Source organism: Sorangium sp. KYC3313 (assembly GCF_052075895.1).
Taxonomy (GTDB): domain Bacteria; phylum Myxococcota_A; class Polyangia; order Polyangiales; family Polyangiaceae; genus Sorangium; species Sorangium cellulosum_B.
This window is the reverse complement of the sequence record NZ_CP197255.1, coordinates 1423593-1438202: the sequence shown is the minus strand read 5'-3', so window position 1 is coordinate 1438202 and position 14610 is coordinate 1423593. Positions and strand designations below refer to the sequence as shown.

The window sequence follows — 14610 nt, the reverse complement described above, 5'->3', positions numbered from 1 at the left end:
TGGATTACCGCGCTGCGCCATCGGGTTTGTATATTGCGGCCCGACTCGGACTATGGTTAACCGGTGGCGTCCCAGGACGCACCGTGTCATCCGGCGCGCCACGAGGCACGAGGGAGGCCTCGCTCGGGCTCATGGCGACGGCGGCGGGGACGCGGCGGCGACGCCCGCGTGGTCACGCGGTCACGCGGTCACGCGGTCACGCGGTCGAACCCTCGTCCGCGGCGTGAGGGGGGCTTGCGTGCGGGTGGAGTCATGGATTAGAACGTTCCCTTCCTGTCTTATATTTCTTACACGTCCCGATCGACGCTTTGCTCGACTGTCACAATTCACCCTTAAAGCCCATCCTTCATCTCATCGACAAGAGAGGGGAGCACCCATGCGCCTCACACGGTATGCAACTTGGATCATGGCGGCGGCTGTCGTTCTCGCGCCGGCCGCCTGCGGTGACGACACGTCCGACAACGCGACCAGCTCCGGGGCCAGCTCCGGCGCCGGCGCTGGCTCCGGAAGCGGCTCCGGCGCCGGCGCTGGCTCCGGCAGCGGCTCCGGCGCCGGTGCTGGCTCCGGCGCCGGCGCCGGCTCCTCCGGCAGCGGCTCCGGGACCGGTGGCGGCGGCACCGGCGGCAGCGACAGCACCGGCGGCGGCGGCAGCGGCGCCGGGGACAGCGTCGGCCTCTTGCCCTGCGACAACGGCTGGCCCGAGGTGCGGAGCGCGATCGCGCAGGATCCGGCGATCGAGGCGGCCATCACCGAGCTGCTCGCCAAGATGAAGGTGGAGGAGAAGGTCGGCCAGATGGTGCAGGCCGAGATCCAGAAGATCACGCCGGCCGAGGTGAAGCAGTACAACATCGGCTCCGTGCTGAACGGCGGCGGCTCCTGGCCGGGGAAGAACAAGAACGCCACGGCGGCGGACTGGGTGAAGCTCGCCGACGACTTCTACAACGCCTCGGTGGACACCAGCGGTGGCCGCGTGGCCATCCCGATCATCTGGGGCATCGACGCGGTGCACGGGAACAACAATGTCCGCGGCGCCACGCTCTTCCCGCACAACATCGGCCTCGGCGCGGCCCACGACCCCGAGCTGCTCGAGCGCATCGGCGCCGCGACGGCCAAGGAGGTCCTCGCGACCGGGCTCGACTGGACCTTCGCGCCGACGCTCGCGACCGTGCGCGACGACCGCTGGGGCCGCACGTACGAGGGCTACTCGGAGGATCCCGAGATCGTGAACGCCTATGGTGGCCGGATCGTGCAAGGCATCCAGGGCGCCGCGAACAGCCCTGATCTCCTCGGCGCGACGCGCGTCATCGCGACGGCCAAACACTTCATCGGTGACGGCGGCACGGACAAGGGCGATGATCAGGGGAACAACCTCGCCTCCGACACCGAGCTGTGCACGATCCACGGGCAGGGCTACCTGTCCGCCATCCCGGCGGGCGCGCAGACGGTCATGGCGTCGTACAACAGCATCCGCGGCCAGAAGATGCACGGGAAGGGCGATCTGCTCACCGGGGTGCTGAAGGACAAGCTCCACTTCGACGGGTTCGTCATCGGCGACTGGAACGGTCATGGCCAGGTGTCGGGCTGCACCAACTCCTCGTGCGCCGCCTCGATCAACGCCGGTGTGGACATGATCATGGTCCCGGACGACTGGAAGGCGTTCTACGAGAACACCCTCAGCCAGGTGAAGGGGGGCCAGATCTCGATGGCGCGGGTCGACGACGCCGTGACGCGGATCTTGCGGGTCAAGATGCGGGCGGGGCTCCTCGGCCCGAAGAAGACCAAGCAGGCGCCGTCGAAGCGGATGTTCGCGGGAGATCAGTCGGTGCTCGGGCAAGCGGAGCACCGGGCCCTCGCGCGCGAGGCGGTCCGGAAGTCTCTTGTCCTCCTCAAGAACGCCGGCGGGGTCCTGCCCCTCGCCGCGTCGGCCAAGGTGCTCGTCGCGGGCAAGTCCGCGGACAGCATCCCGAACCAGGCCGGCGGCTGGTCGCGGACGTGGCAGGGCACCGACGTGACGAACGCCGATTTCCCCGGCGCGACGTCGATCCTCAAGGGGATCCAGGACCTCGTTTCGGCCGGCGGCGGCCAGGCGACGCTGAGCGCCAACGGCTCCGCCGCCAATTCGGGGAGCTTCGACGCGGCGATCGTGGTGATCGGCGAGACGCCCTATGCCGAGATGCAGGGGGACATCCAGCTCGCGACGGACGACACGCCGCACGCGAAGACGCTGGAGCACGCGGTGTTCCACCCCGAGGATCTGCAGGTCCTCCAGACCATCAGCACGGCCGCGCCGGATCTGCCGATCGTGACGGTCTTTCTGTCGGGCCGTCCGCTCTATGTCAACAAGGAGCTGAACCGCTCGGATGCCTTCGTGGCCGCGTGGCTCCCGGGCTCCGAGGGCGGCGGCGTGGCCGACGTGCTGTTCGGCAAGCAGCAGTTCCAGGGCAAGCTCTCGTTCTCCTGGCCTGCGACCGATTGCCAGCGGGTCAACCGCGGGGAAGACGGCGCGCTGTTCCCGTACGGCTTCGGCCTGACGACGGAGAACAAGGAGACGCCCGCGGCGCTCCCGGAGGCGTCCACCGCCGGCGGCTGCAACTGATCCCATCCTCCGCGCCGCTGCCGCTCTCCCCGCTCTCCGCAGCGGCGGCGGCATTCGTGAGATAGGCCGAGGGACCCAGTCCGCCGCGGGGCGGGCCGGGTCTCCGTGAACAGCGCGTCACGCGCCGCCGCCTCGCGCGGTCGTGAGCACGACCTTGCCGGTGGTCGCGCGGGACGCGACTGCCTTCATGGCCGCCTTCGCCTCCGCCATCGGCGGCGCAGCGGAGACGAGCGGCTTGATCGCGCCCTGGCCGTAGAGCGCGTAGAGCTCGTCTTGCGCCCTCCGCGTGAGATCGGGCCGGGCGCGGCTGTAGGTGCCCCAGTAGAGGCCGACGACCGAATAGTTCTTCACGAGCAGGTGGTTCGCGCGCGCCGCGGGGATGCGGCCGGAGGCGAAGCCGATCACCACGATACGTCCCTCGAAGGCGACGCATTTCGTCGATTGATCGAAGACGTCGCCGCCGACGGGGTCGAAGACGATATCGGCGCCCCGGCCCGAGGTCCGCTCCTTCACGATGGCGACGAAGTCCTCGCGCCGGTAGTCGATGGCGACGTCCGCCCCGAGCGCGCGGCAGACCGCCGTCTTCTCCTCGCCGCCGGCGGTCGCGATGACGGTCGCGCCGGCCGCCTTGGCGAGCTGGATCGCCGCGCTGCCGACGCCGCCCGCGCCGGCGTGCACGAGGACCGTGTCGCCCGGCTGGACGCCGGCGCGCCGGTGGAGCGCGAAGTAGCCTGTCTGGTAGGTGATGGTCATCGCTGCGGCGTCCTCGAACGGCATCGCGTCCGGGAGCGCATAGGTGGTGCGCGACCCCGCGATCGCGCGCGTCGCGTACCCGCCCGAGCCGGGGAGCGTCGCGGCCACGCGGGCGCCCGGCGGGAGGGACGGCTCGCGGCTCTCGACGACGAGGCCGGCGACCTCGAAGCCGGGGATGAACGGCGGGGTCGGCTTGACCTGGTGCGCGCCCGCCGTGAAGAGCACGTCGGGGAAGTTGATCGCGGCGGCGGCCACCTCGATCCGGACCTCCCCCTCGGCGAGCGGGGGGTCGTCCACCTCTTCCCAGACGAGGATCTCGGGGGGACCGAAGGCGTGTCCGCGCCAGGCATGCATGCCCGCGGACCTTAGCAGAAAGCCCAGGCGGCCCGGCGGCGCCGCCTCGCGCGCCGGGGATCCCCTGCGGGATCGCCGGCGCGCGCGATCAGCGGACGATCTCGATCGGCAGCTTCGCCGTCACGGAGCCCTGCTCCTGCCCGTCGAACGTCACCTCGACATCGTAGGTCCCCGGCGCGAAGAACTCGTCTTCCGGGTTGTCCGTGTCCGATGGCCCGCTCCACTGCCGCCCCGACCAGGAGATCGTGTGCGTCGCCGCCGTCGCGTCGACCTGCACGTTCGCCGCGGCGTCGGGAGCGCAACACCCGGTGTCGCAGAGGCAGTACTGCTGTGGATCCCCCGCCGTCGACAGCCCGGTGATCTGGTACGTGACGAACGAGCGCGGATCCGCGCTCGGCACGACGCAGTGCCCGCACCCGTCGGAGGCCGCGATCTCGATCGGAGGGACGCTCGCGTCGGTCGTGACCGTGTAGACGAACTCCGCTGGCTCGCCCCTCCAGTAGACGCAGCGGCTGGACTCGATCGATATCGTCACGCCCGGGATCGTGCCCTGGACGTCGCGCACCGCGCACGGCTCGGCCCCCGGCGGCAGCCCGCGGTCGCCGCCGCTGCTGCTGCTCGCGCCGTCACCGCCGCTCCCGCCGCCCTCCTTGCCGCCGCCGCATCCGGTCGCGCACGCGGCGGACAGCAAGGCTATCGCCAGAGCTCGAAGCATGTCGTTTGCCATTCCCTCACCTCTCCCTCCTTCGCGCCACGCCGTCTGTCTGCGGCGGCGCGCGATCGGCAGCAAGGGAGATGCTCCGCGAAGCGCGCGCGGGGCTCCAGAGGGACAGGCCGTGGCGCGCGCCACCCCGGGGCGTCGACTGTGCCACCCTGGGCCGCGGCCTGCTCGCGGGCGTCGCCTCGGCCGTGCTTCAGGGGTAGATCTCGATCGGCAGCTTCGCCGTCACGGAGCCCTGCTCCTGCCCGTCGAACGTCACCTCGACATCGTAGCTCCCCGCCCGGAAGAAGGCGCCCTCCGGGTTGCTCGTGTCGGACGGCCCGGTCCACTGCCGCCCGGACCAGCGGATCGTCTGCGTCACCGTCGTCGCGTCGACCTGCACGGTCACCGCCTCGTCGGGAGCGCAGCAGCCCACGTCGCACAGGCAGTAGAGCTGCGGTTGCGGATCGGCGCCCCACGAGAGGCCGCTGATCTTGTAGGAGACGAACGAGAGCGGATCGCTCGTCGGTTCGACGCAGCGCCCGCAGCCGGTGGAGGCCGCTATGTCGATCGGGGGGACGCTCGAGTCGGTCGTGACCGTGAAGATGAACTCCGCCGGCTCTCCCTGGTGGTAGGCGCAGCGGCTCGACTCGATCGATATCTTCACGCCGGGGATCGTGCCCTCGACGTCGCGCACCTCGCACGGCCAGTCCGACAGGTCGATGCAGCCGCCGCCGCTGCCGTCGCCGCAGCCGCCGGTGCCGTCCTCGCCGGTGTCGTCGTTGCCGCCGCCGCCGCTGTCGTCGCCGCCGCTGCCGCCGTCGTGGCCGCCGCTTCCGCCGGTGCCGTCCTCGCCGCCGCTGCTGCTGCTGGCGCCGCTGCCGCCGTTGCCGCCGCTGGCGCCAACGCCGTCATTCACGCTGTTCTTGCATCCCATCAGGCACGCACCGGACAGCAGGGCTGCCGCCAGCACGCGAAGCACGTCGCTCGTCATCGCATCACCTCGTGGCTCCGCCACCGAACCTCGCGCGCGGCGGCGCGGGGCGTGCAGCAAAAGGGGTGCCTCGCGCAACAAACGCAGATCCCGCAGGAGCGCCTCTGGCGCGTGACACACCGGATCTTCGATTGTGCCAGTTTGGGCCGTAATGAGCTGTGAGCTGCTCCGCTCCCAGGGCGCCATTCCCGGCGAGTCAGCTATTCCGGGGCATCCCGGCGACATTTCAACGCACGAACCAGCAGCCGGCCCGGCTCATCCCGCGATGCGCCGGCGCGCCGCCGTCACTCGACCTCGGGGTGCCAGCACGCCACGCGGTGGCCGCTGCCGGGGACGAGCTCCTCGAGCGGCGGGATCTCGACGTCGCATTTGCCCTCTTCGGACTTCCGGCAGCGAGGGTGGAACACGCAGCCGTCGGGCGGGTTGATCGCGCTCCCGGGCGCGCCCGGCAGCAGGCGGCGCGCCTTGCTCCCCCGCTCGATCGACGGCGTCGCGTCGAAGAGCGCGCGCGTGTACGGGTGGTGCCGCCGCCCGGCCACGCCCTGCGTGGGGCCGATCTCCACGATGCGGCCGAGGTACATCACCGCGACGCGGTGGCTCACGTGCTCGACGACGCGGAGGTCGTGCGAGATGAACAGCAGGCCGAGCGACAGCTCGTCCTGGAGCTCCTCCAGCAGGTTGACGATCTGGGCCTGCACCGAGAGGTCGAGCGCGCTCACGGGCTCGTCGCAGACGATGAAGTCCGGGCGCACGGCGAGGGCGCGGGCGATCGCGACCCGCTGCCGCTGCCCGCCCGAGAGCTCGTGGGGGAAGCGCTCCATCATGTCCGGCCGCAGGCCGACCTTCTGGAGCGCGCCCTCGACCATCGCGGTCTCCTCGTCGCGGCTCCTCGCGAGGTGGTGGATGACGATGCCCTCGCCGACGATCTCGCGCAGCGTCATGCGCGGGTTGAGCGAGCCGTAGGGGTCCTGGAAGACGATCTGCATCCGCCGGCGCATGGCCCTGAGCGCGCGGCTCGACAGGGCGCTCAGGTCGTGGCCGTCGAAGAGGACCCGGCCGACCGTGGGCTCGATGAGCCGGAGCACGAGGCGCCCGAGGGTGCTCTTGCCGGAGCCCGACTCGCCGACCAGACCGAGCGCCTCGCCCCGGTGGACGTGGAAGGTCGCCTCGACGACGGCCTGCACGAACGTCGGCTTCGCGAAGGCGCCGCGCTGCACCGGGTAGAACTTCGAGAGCCCCTCCGCCTGGACGAGCGGCCGCTCGCCCGGCGCGCTCTCCGCGCTCTCCGGGGGCGCCGCGGCTGCAGGGCGCGGGTGCGGCGCGGCGGGCTCGTCGCGCTGCGTGGGCGGCGGGGATCCGCTGTCGCGCGTCACGAGGCGCCCTCGTTGCCCGCGCGCCCCGGGCCCGTGAGGAGGAAGCAGCGCGCCGCGTGGTGCCCCGCGCCGGGCGGGACGGCGACCAGGTCCGGCGCCTCGGCGCGGCAGCGGTCGAACACGGCGTCGCAGCGGTCCTGGAAGCGGCAGCCGCGCGGCGGATCGCGCAGATCGGGCAGCGCGCCCGGGATGGTCGGCAGGCGGAGCGAGCGCTCGCCGCGCACGCGGTGCGGGCGGAGCCCCCGCGCCGGGATGCTCCTGAGGAGCGCGCGCGTGTACGGGTGCGAGGGCGCCGCGAGCACGTCGCGCGCCGGCCCTTGCTCGACGACGACGCCGGCGTAGAGGACGACGATCTCGTCCGCGAGCTCGCCGACGACCGCGAGGTCGTGCGCGATGAGCAGGAGGCTCATCGACGTCTCTGCCTTGAGCCGCTCGAGGAGGTCGAGGATCTGCGCCTGCGTGGTCGTGTCGAGCGCGGTGGTGGGCTCGTCGGCGATGACCAGCGAGGGCTCCGGCGCGAGGGCCATGGCGATCATGACGCGCTGGCGCATCCCGCCGGACAGCTCGTGCGGGTAGCTGTTCGCGCGGACCTCGGGCTCGGGGAAGCCGACCTTGCGCAGGAGGTTCACGGCGTAGAGCCGGGCGTCGCCGCGGGACATGGGCCGGTGCAGCCGGATGGCCTCGGCGATCTGGGCGCTGACCGTGTACACGGGGTTCAGCGAGGTCATCGGCTCCTGGAAGATCATGCCGATCTTCCCGCCGCGCACGGCGCGCATCTCGCGCTCGCTCAGCGCGAGGAGGTCCTGGCCGTCGAGCTCGATCGAGCCGCCGTCGATGGACGCGTAGGGCGCGGGCAGGAGCCGCAGGAGGCTGAGCGCGGTCACGGTCTTGCCGCAGCCGGACTCGCCGACGAGCGCCACGGTGCGCCCGCGCGGCACCGTGAACGAGACGCGGTCGAGGGCGCGCGTGACGCGGCCGTCGGCGGCGAACGAGACGCGGAGGTCGCTCACCCGGAGCAGCGTGGGCGACGGGGCCTCCTCGGGCGAGAGGGGCGGCGCGGTGCGGGGCAGCGGGAGGGGGCGCCCGCTCACCGTCGAGCGCTGGGTGACGGCGGGCTCGTCGTCGTCGAGCAGGCCGCGCGCGAGGGCGCCGTGAGGGACGGCGGAGGCGCTGGGCGCGGGAAGAGCGCCCGCGCTCGAGGCGTCGGGTGGGGCCGGGGCGCTGGGCAGGGAAGGCGCGCTGGGCACGGCCGGCCTTCTCTCGCCGAGGTCGTGGCGGATCAGGGGAAGCGGGAGCGAGTTCCGCGCGCCGAGGTCGTCGTCCTCGTCGTCCTGGCCGTTGCTCACCGTACGTACACCTCGAGGCGGGGGCCGACGCCCTGGGAGATGCCCATCGAGTAGGCGGCCCCGACGGCGTCGCTCCCCGCCGCGAGGATGGCGATGCCGTGGTCGTCCTTGCGCCGCCTGGCCCAGTCGCGCACGAGCGAGGTGACGTCGATCCGCAGCGGCGTGGCGGGCCGGGGCCGCGCGATGGCGGCGGCCTCCGGGATCGACAGGCGCGGCTGCCGGCCCCACGTCGCCGTCTCCGAGCGCCACGGCTCGAGGACGCGCGCGACCTCCAGGGTGAGCGCGCGCTCGGCGGGGGGCGCCATCGGGGCCGGCTCCAGCACGACGAAGGCGCTCGCGATGTCGGCGCCGACGCCGAAGGTCGGCGAGAACCGGAGCAGCAGGACGACTTCACCGCCCCCGGCGCGCCCGAGCGCGACGGCGTCGGGGAGGCCCGGCGCTGCCGCGGCGTCGTCCTCGACGAGGACGGCGAGGTCCTCGGGCGGGAGCAGCACGCGGCGCGCGTCGAGGGGCGCGGGGAGGGCGCTCGCGGGCCGGCAGCGCCCGGCGACGCAGTACCCGGCGCCGCAGACGCCCGCGCCTGCGCACACGCCCGCGTCCCTCGCGGGGCCGCCGCCGCAGCCCAGGAGCGGCGGCGCCGCGACGAGCAGGGCCACGGGCGCGAGGGCGGCGAGCAGACGCACAGCGGGGGCGACCATAGCAGAGGGCGGCCCGGGTAGGGCGGCCCCGGTGGCGGGGCGGGGCGTGGCGTGCCGGGGGCGGTGGGGGCGCCGGTCGCCGGCGCGCGATCCCTGTTGTCGGGCCGCGGCCGCTCTGCTGGGATGCCGTGTCGTGCGCGTTCGAGCCGTTACCTTCCTGAGAGCGCTCGTGATCCTGGCCGCCGTGCCTGGGGCGCTCGCCGCCTGCGGAAAGAAGGCGCCGCTCGGGTCTCCGTGCCGCGCGGACGACGACTGCGCTTCAGGCCTCGCCTGCCACCGCGAGCAATGCCTGCACGAGGGGAGCGCCCGGCGCCTGCGCGACGAGGAGCAGCGCGCCTCGGGCGAGGGCGCTGCGCGGAAGGTCGGCGACCGCATCGAGGTCGAGTGGAAGGGCTCGTACAAGCCCGCCATCATCACCGGCGTCGTCGCTCCCGGCTCCTATCGGGTCCACTTCGACGGTTACGACGCGCAGTGGGACGAGGTCGTGACCGAGGCGCGCATCAAGGGCGGCGCGCGCTCGGGCTCTGGACAGAGGACCGCGGTGCCGGCGGCGAGCAGCACGCCGCGCTGAGCGGCGGAAGGCAGCGCTCGGAGCGCCTGGAGGTCGGCCGCGAGGGGTGGGAGCGGTAGGGGCGCGCGTCGCGTTGTAGAATAAACGTCTTGCCCACGTCGTTCGTCGACTACCTCTTTTTCATGCTGTCTCCATGACTACTTGCTGCCCGCGCGGAGGAAGTCCACGAACGCGCGAAGCGCGGCGGGCATGTGGCGGCGGCTCGGATAATAGAGAAAGGGGCCCGAGAAACGCGACCACCAGCGCTCCAGGACCGGCTTCAAGGCGCCGCTCTCGAGGTGCGGGTGCAGCCAGTCCTCGAACCAGTAGATGAGGCCGGTGCCCGCGATCGCGGCGTCCACGAGGAGGTCCGTCGCGCTCCCGAGGCTGCCGACGAGCGGGCCGGTCGGGTCGACCTTCACGACCTCGCCGTCGCGCTCGAATTCCCACGGGCACAGCGCGCCGTTCGGGAAGCGGCCGCGCAGACACGCGTGATCGAGGAGCTTGCGCGGATGGGTCGGGCGCCCGTGCCGCTCGAGGTAGGCGCCCGACGCCGCGAGCGCCAGGCGCTGCTCGCGCTGGCCGATCGGGACCGCGATCATGTCTTTCTCGAGCGTCTCTTCGTAACGAATGCCTGCGTCGCAGCCCGCGGCGAGGATGTCGACGAGCGTGTCGTCCGCCGTCACCTCGACGCGGATATCGGGATATGCGGCGAGGAACGGCGGCAAGATCCGTGGGAGCACGAGCCGCGCGGCGACGACGGGGACGTTCAACCGGAGCGTGCCGGCTGGCTTTTCGCTCGAGCTCTTCACGACGTCGAGCGCCGCCGCGATCTCGGCGAGCGCAGGGCCGAGCCGCTCGAGGAGACGCGCGCCGGCCTCGGTCGGCGCGACGCTGCGGGTCGTCCGATGAAGCAGCCGGACGCCGAGCTCGCCCTCCAGCCGGCGCACCGCCTCGCTCGCGCTCGACGCGCTCGTGCGGCCCGTGCGGCTCGCCTCGCGGAAGCCGCCGGCGCGCGCCACCGCGGCGAAGACCCGGACGTCGTCGAGATCCACTGCCATTGTTCGCCTTTCCGTACGGGCCGTGCTGATTCTAGGCTCTTATCATACACCCCGTCGCCGCCTACCGTCGACAGCCATGACGAATCTAGCCAGGGTCGGGACGTTCAAGATGGGCAGTCGCACGGTGAAGCGCTTCGGGTACGGAGCCATGCAGCTCGCCGGGCCGGGCGTGTTCGGACCGCCGAGAGACCGCGATGCCGCGCTCGCCGTGCTGCGCGAGGCGGTGAGGCGCGGCGTCGATCACATCGACACGAGCGACGTGTACGGGCCGCACGTCACGAATCAGATCATCCGCGAGGCGCTGCACCCGTATCCCACGGATCTGGTGATCGTCACGAAGGTCGGCGCAAGACGCGGCCCACAGGGCTCCTGGGAGCCGGCGTTCGCCGCCGAGGACATCGCGAGCGCGGTCCACGACAACCTCCGGAACCTCGGCGTCGACGCGCTCGACGTCGTGAACCTGCGCATCCTGTTCGACGCGCAGGGACCCGCGGAAGGCTCGATCGAGGCGCCGCTCTCCGCGCTCATGAAGCTGCAGCGCGAGGGCAAGGTCCGCCACATCGGTCTCAGCAACGTGACCGCGAAGCAAGTGGAAGAGGGGCGCGCGATGACCGAGATCGTGTGCGTGCAGAACCTGTACAACCTCGCGCACCGGCAGGACGACGCGCTGATCGACAGCCTCGCCGCGGCGGGCATCGCGTACGTGCCGTTCTTCCCGCTCGGCGGCTTCTCGCCGCTCCAGTCCTCTACGCTGTCCGACGTCGCGCGTCGGCTCGGCGCGACGCCGATGCAGGTCGCGCTCGCGTGGCTCCTGCGGCGCTCGCCGAATATCCTTCTCATTCCCGGGACGTCGAGCGTCGAGCACCTGCGCGAGAACCTCGCGGCGGCAGATCTCGAGCTGTCCGACGACGCGATGGAGGCGCTCGACCGTATCTAGATCACACTCAAGGTCACGTTGTCCCGCTCACCTCGGGTGATAGAAAGGGGGGGCGCACAACAACGTCGATTGTGCAGACTCGAGCCCTGCGACGCCCCCTGGCGCTGCTTTGGCGATGAATGGCCAGGGGATTGGCGGCATCGAAGGCGCCATGTACACGAGATCCACCCAGATTGTCGCGGTGTCGTTCGTCGCTCTCCTCGGCTGCTCCGACGCAGAGGGCGGAAATCTCGGCGGAGGCGGAGCTGCTCCTGGAACGACGACCGGCGCGGAGGGCGGCTCCGGGGGCGGAGGCGGAGGCGACGGAGGCTCCGGCGGCGAGAGTTCCACCTCCGGCTCTGGAGGCCACGGGGGTGCCGGGGGCTCGGGCGGCGAGAGCGCCACATCAGGCACCGGCGGCGCCGGCGGCGAAGGGGGCGGCGGCGAAGGGGGCGGCGGCGAAGGGGGCGGCGCCGCCTTCGGGCCGTGCGGCACTGCAGGCACCTCGTTCGGCCCTCCGGAGGCCTTTCTCGATCTCGGTCACCCGAAAGGCATCACCCGGCTCTTCGTCTCCGGAAGCCGCGTGCTGAGCTGGGATTACGATCGCTGGATGCTCTGGGATACCGACTCCAGCGCTGCGATCGCCGACGGACACGCGCCGGGCGGCCTCGACCCCGGCAGCCCGAACCTCGGGATCCCGCCGTTCGAGCTGCCGGGCGGCGTGGCCCTCCGCGGCAACATCGTGCTGATCCAGACGGACCCCGAGCACGCCTTCGAGCTGCGCAGCGCCATCGACGGCTCCGTCCTGGCCTCCGTGACCACCGAGTACGACCAGGCGGGGCTCGCGAGCGACGGCAGCTACGCCTGGACGCGCCGCGAGTCCACCAGCACGATCACGCTCTGGAGCACCGCGGGGGTCGAGCGCTGGTCCGCAGCGGTGAGCCACCACGGCGACGTCCACGCGGCGCCGGACGCGCTCCGGATCGCACCGCAGCCCCCAGTTCCCCTGCAAAATAGCATCGCCGTGCTCCCCGCTGACGGCTCGCCTCCCACGGTCACCCCCGAGCTCTCGGGCGAATTCCACTCCTGGTTCCAGGATGGCGAGCGATTTCTCACCACCGTCGGCACGACGGTGCGCGTGTACTCGAAGGCGGGGATCCAGGAGGGCATCGTCAACCTGCCGTCGACCAACCAACTCGCGGGGACGCGCGACTATTTCTGGATGGTCGCGGACAACAGAGCGGACTCTCCGCTCATGGTCTATCGCGTCGGAGGCGGAGCCGTCCCCGTCGCCGAGTACCCTGACCGAGCCGACTATCGCTACACGTTCGCGCCGACCGAGCGTGCGCTCGCCTTGCTCCACAAGCAAGCGTCGAGGCTCGACATCATCGATCTCGACGGCCCCGAGGTGACCCTGAGCGAACACGTGCCGCCGCTGGTCGCGAACGCCCGCGTCCACATCGACCAGGACCTGCGCCTGGCGATCTCGAACGTGTACGGCGCGATCTCGTACAAAGGCACCCTCACCGACCCGGAGGGCTCGGGGCTGCTCGGCTGCGGCGCGCTCCACTCCGTCGCAGGCGCGCCCTCGGGGCACGTGGCCCTCGCGACGGGTTCGGGGAAGACGCTCGTCTATGATACGGCGGCGCTCGACGCCGGGCCCTCGGCGGTCGTTCCGTTCCACAGCAACAAGGTGCTGCTCTCGGCGGACGGCGGCCTGCTCGCGGCGCGCGCCGCGCTCGATCCGATGGTCACGGACACATCACTCCGTCTCTTCTCGCTGCCGGACGGCGCGCAGCTCGCCTCGCTCTCGCGCGAGGAGGTGATTCAAGACTTCTCGATGTCCTTCGACGGCAGCACGGTCGGCCGCACCTACCACGTCGACTCGAGCAGGACGGAGCGCGTCGTGAGCGACTGGGCGGGCAGCGCGCCGCTCTTCCAGGACACCGGGCACCGGCCGGCGCCGCTCGTCTCCCCCGACGGTCACCACGTCGTCGTCACGGACTCCGCCCCCTCGGAAGGCTGCGGGTTCACGCAGCTCTACGAGCATGGCGCGCTCGTCAACGTGGTGCCCGGCTGCGCGATCGGCTGGCTCGACGACACCCACGTTCTCGTCCAGTCGTACACCCGCTTCCCCCAGAGCAGCCCCTGGACGTACCAGGCCTCCACGATCTACGACGAGCTCGGCAACCCGGTCGACGCGCCGCCGCTGCCGAGGATTCCCATCCGCACCGACTCCACGGATGTGCGCGACAACTACGGGATCCAGCCGGTCTCGGCGACGGCGCTCTACTCGCGTTATGACGGCGTCCTCTACGACATCGAGACGGGGGCGGCGCTCGCGACCTTCCCGGGCTTGCGAAGCGCCGTCGCCGGCGCCTTCATGGTCCATCCGTGCGGTTACGGCGTGTGCGCAGAGAGCTACTGAGCCGGCGTGCGGCGCCCGGTTCAACCTCCGCCGGATTCCAGCAAGACGCGAACTCAACAATCGACATCGGCCCGTGCCCAGACTGGCTCCGTCACGTTCTTCCTAAGGCGAAGGGGCCGGCGACAACGGCGGGCCGCTTCCGGGGCGCCGCGCTGCATGGGCCGGCCGGCTCCCCTCCATCCACACGTTGCGAGCTGCAGGGCTGGACCATGCGAAAGAGTTATCTCATGGCGTCGATTTTCGTTGCGACCGCGCTCCTGGGGGCCGGCTGCAAAACGGGGACATGCGCGGATGCCGTCGAGCACGCCGAGGCCTGCGGGGTCGACGATCTCGAGCTCGAGGACGACCTCACCGGCTGCTCCGAACACGAGGCGTGTCGGGCGTCGTGCGTGCTCGACGCGCCCTGCGACGAGATCAAGGCGTCTTTCGCCGGCGGCACGGACCGCAGCACGGAGGTCTGGCGCTGCTACGAGCAGTGCCCCATCTCCGATTGACGGCCATTCCATCGATCGATGACGGCCCGGGGTGGGGCGAAAAGGGGTGGGGCGAAAAGGTGGGCGCGTCGCCGCAGGCGACCGACCCGGGCGGCTGATGCCGGTCACCAGCCGGATTTCTCGTCCTCGCCCAGCACGCCGCCGATCAGGCCGGCCGCGCCGCCCACGGCCGCGCCGCCGGCGCCTCCGAGGAGGCCTCCGACGAGCGCCCCCTTGGCCGCGCCTCCGGCGAGCTCGTTCTCCGGGGAGGACTCCCTCGTTTCTCTCTTCGCCGCCGGGTCCGCCTGCTCCTGCTGGCTCGTCGCCGGTGTCGGCTGATTCTTCTGCTGCTTTTTCATGTTGATCTT

13 protein-coding genes are annotated in these 14610 nt (G+C 71.8%); 5 read left to right on the top strand and 8 right to left on the bottom strand.

From position 1 onward, the window contains the following. Positions 1–376 precede the first annotated feature (376 nt). Positions 377–2596 (top strand): glycoside hydrolase family 3 protein, encoded by a 2220-nt coding sequence (locus ACSRUE_RS05615; RefSeq protein ID WP_441290112.1) that lies wholly within the window; start codon positions 377–379, stop codon positions 2594–2596. Positions 2597–2713: 117 nt separating this feature from the next. Here ACSRUE_RS05615 and ACSRUE_RS05610 read toward each other — a convergent pair whose 3' ends face one another. The 6 genes from ACSRUE_RS05610 to ACSRUE_RS05585 all read right to left on the bottom strand — a co-directional run bounded on the left by ACSRUE_RS05610 (position 2714) and on the right by ACSRUE_RS05585 (position 8814). Next, a complete protein-coding gene (locus ACSRUE_RS05610; protein WP_441290111.1) occupies positions 2714–3703 on the bottom strand; it encodes an NADPH:quinone oxidoreductase family protein in 990 nt (329 codons plus the stop codon). Between the two features lie 88 nt (positions 3704–3791). Further along, positions 3792–4418, bottom strand: coding sequence for a hypothetical protein (locus ACSRUE_RS05605; RefSeq protein ID WP_441290110.1), 627 nt, complete (start codon positions 4416–4418; stop codon positions 3792–3794). Positions 4419–4617: 199 nt separating this feature from the next. Next, entirely contained in the window at positions 4618–5397 is a 780-nt protein-coding gene (locus ACSRUE_RS05600; protein WP_441290109.1) for a hypothetical protein, read from the bottom strand. A gap of 284 nt (positions 5398–5681) precedes the next feature. Further along, positions 5682–6770, bottom strand: coding sequence for an ABC transporter ATP-binding protein (locus tag ACSRUE_RS05595; RefSeq protein WP_441290108.1), 1089 nt, complete (start codon positions 6768–6770; stop codon positions 5682–5684). Continuing rightward, positions 6767–8116, bottom strand: coding sequence for an ABC transporter ATP-binding protein (locus ACSRUE_RS05590; protein ID WP_441290107.1), 1350 nt, complete (start codon positions 8114–8116; stop codon positions 6767–6769). Before ACSRUE_RS05590 ends, ACSRUE_RS05595 begins: the two co-directional genes overlap by 4 nt. After that, positions 8113–8814 carry a DNRLRE domain-containing protein gene (locus ACSRUE_RS05585; RefSeq protein ID WP_441290106.1) on the bottom strand — a complete coding sequence of 234 codons (702 nt, stop codon included), beginning with the start codon at positions 8812–8814 and terminating at the stop codon, positions 8113–8115. Before ACSRUE_RS05585 ends, ACSRUE_RS05590 begins: the two co-directional genes overlap by 4 nt. A 133-nt stretch (positions 8815–8947) precedes the next feature. On the opposite strand from ACSRUE_RS05585, the gene ACSRUE_RS05580 reads away from it, so the two are divergent. Then, positions 8948–9385 (top strand): hypothetical protein, encoded by a 438-nt coding sequence (locus ACSRUE_RS05580; RefSeq protein WP_441290105.1) that lies wholly within the window; start codon positions 8948–8950, stop codon positions 9383–9385. 137 nt (positions 9386–9522) lie between these two features. Here ACSRUE_RS05580 and ACSRUE_RS05575 read toward each other — a convergent pair whose 3' ends face one another. Beyond that, positions 9523–10425, bottom strand: coding sequence for a LysR substrate-binding domain-containing protein (locus tag ACSRUE_RS05575; protein ID WP_437762992.1), 903 nt, complete (start codon positions 10423–10425; stop codon positions 9523–9525). Between the two features lie 76 nt (positions 10426–10501). Between ACSRUE_RS05575 and ACSRUE_RS05570 the strand changes: the two genes are divergently transcribed. The 3 genes from ACSRUE_RS05570 (at position 10502) to ACSRUE_RS05560 (ending at position 14263) form a co-directional block, all read left to right on the top strand. Continuing rightward, positions 10502–11362, top strand: coding sequence for an aldo/keto reductase family oxidoreductase (locus tag ACSRUE_RS05570; protein ID WP_441290104.1), 861 nt, complete (start codon positions 10502–10504; stop codon positions 11360–11362). A gap of 151 nt (positions 11363–11513) precedes the next feature. Next, positions 11514–13769 (top strand): hypothetical protein, encoded by a 2256-nt coding sequence (locus ACSRUE_RS05565; protein WP_441290103.1) that lies wholly within the window; start codon positions 11514–11516, stop codon positions 13767–13769. A 227-nt stretch (positions 13770–13996) separates the two neighbouring features. Next, positions 13997–14263: a hypothetical protein gene (locus tag ACSRUE_RS05560; protein WP_441290102.1), complete on the top strand. Its 267-nt coding sequence runs from the start codon at positions 13997–13999 to the stop codon at positions 14261–14263. 104 nt (positions 14264–14367) lie between these two features. Here ACSRUE_RS05560 and ACSRUE_RS05555 read toward each other — a convergent pair whose 3' ends face one another. Beyond that, entirely contained in the window at positions 14368–14601 is a 234-nt protein-coding gene (locus ACSRUE_RS05555; protein ID WP_441290101.1) for a hypothetical protein, read from the bottom strand. Positions 14602–14610: the final 9 nt, after the last annotated feature.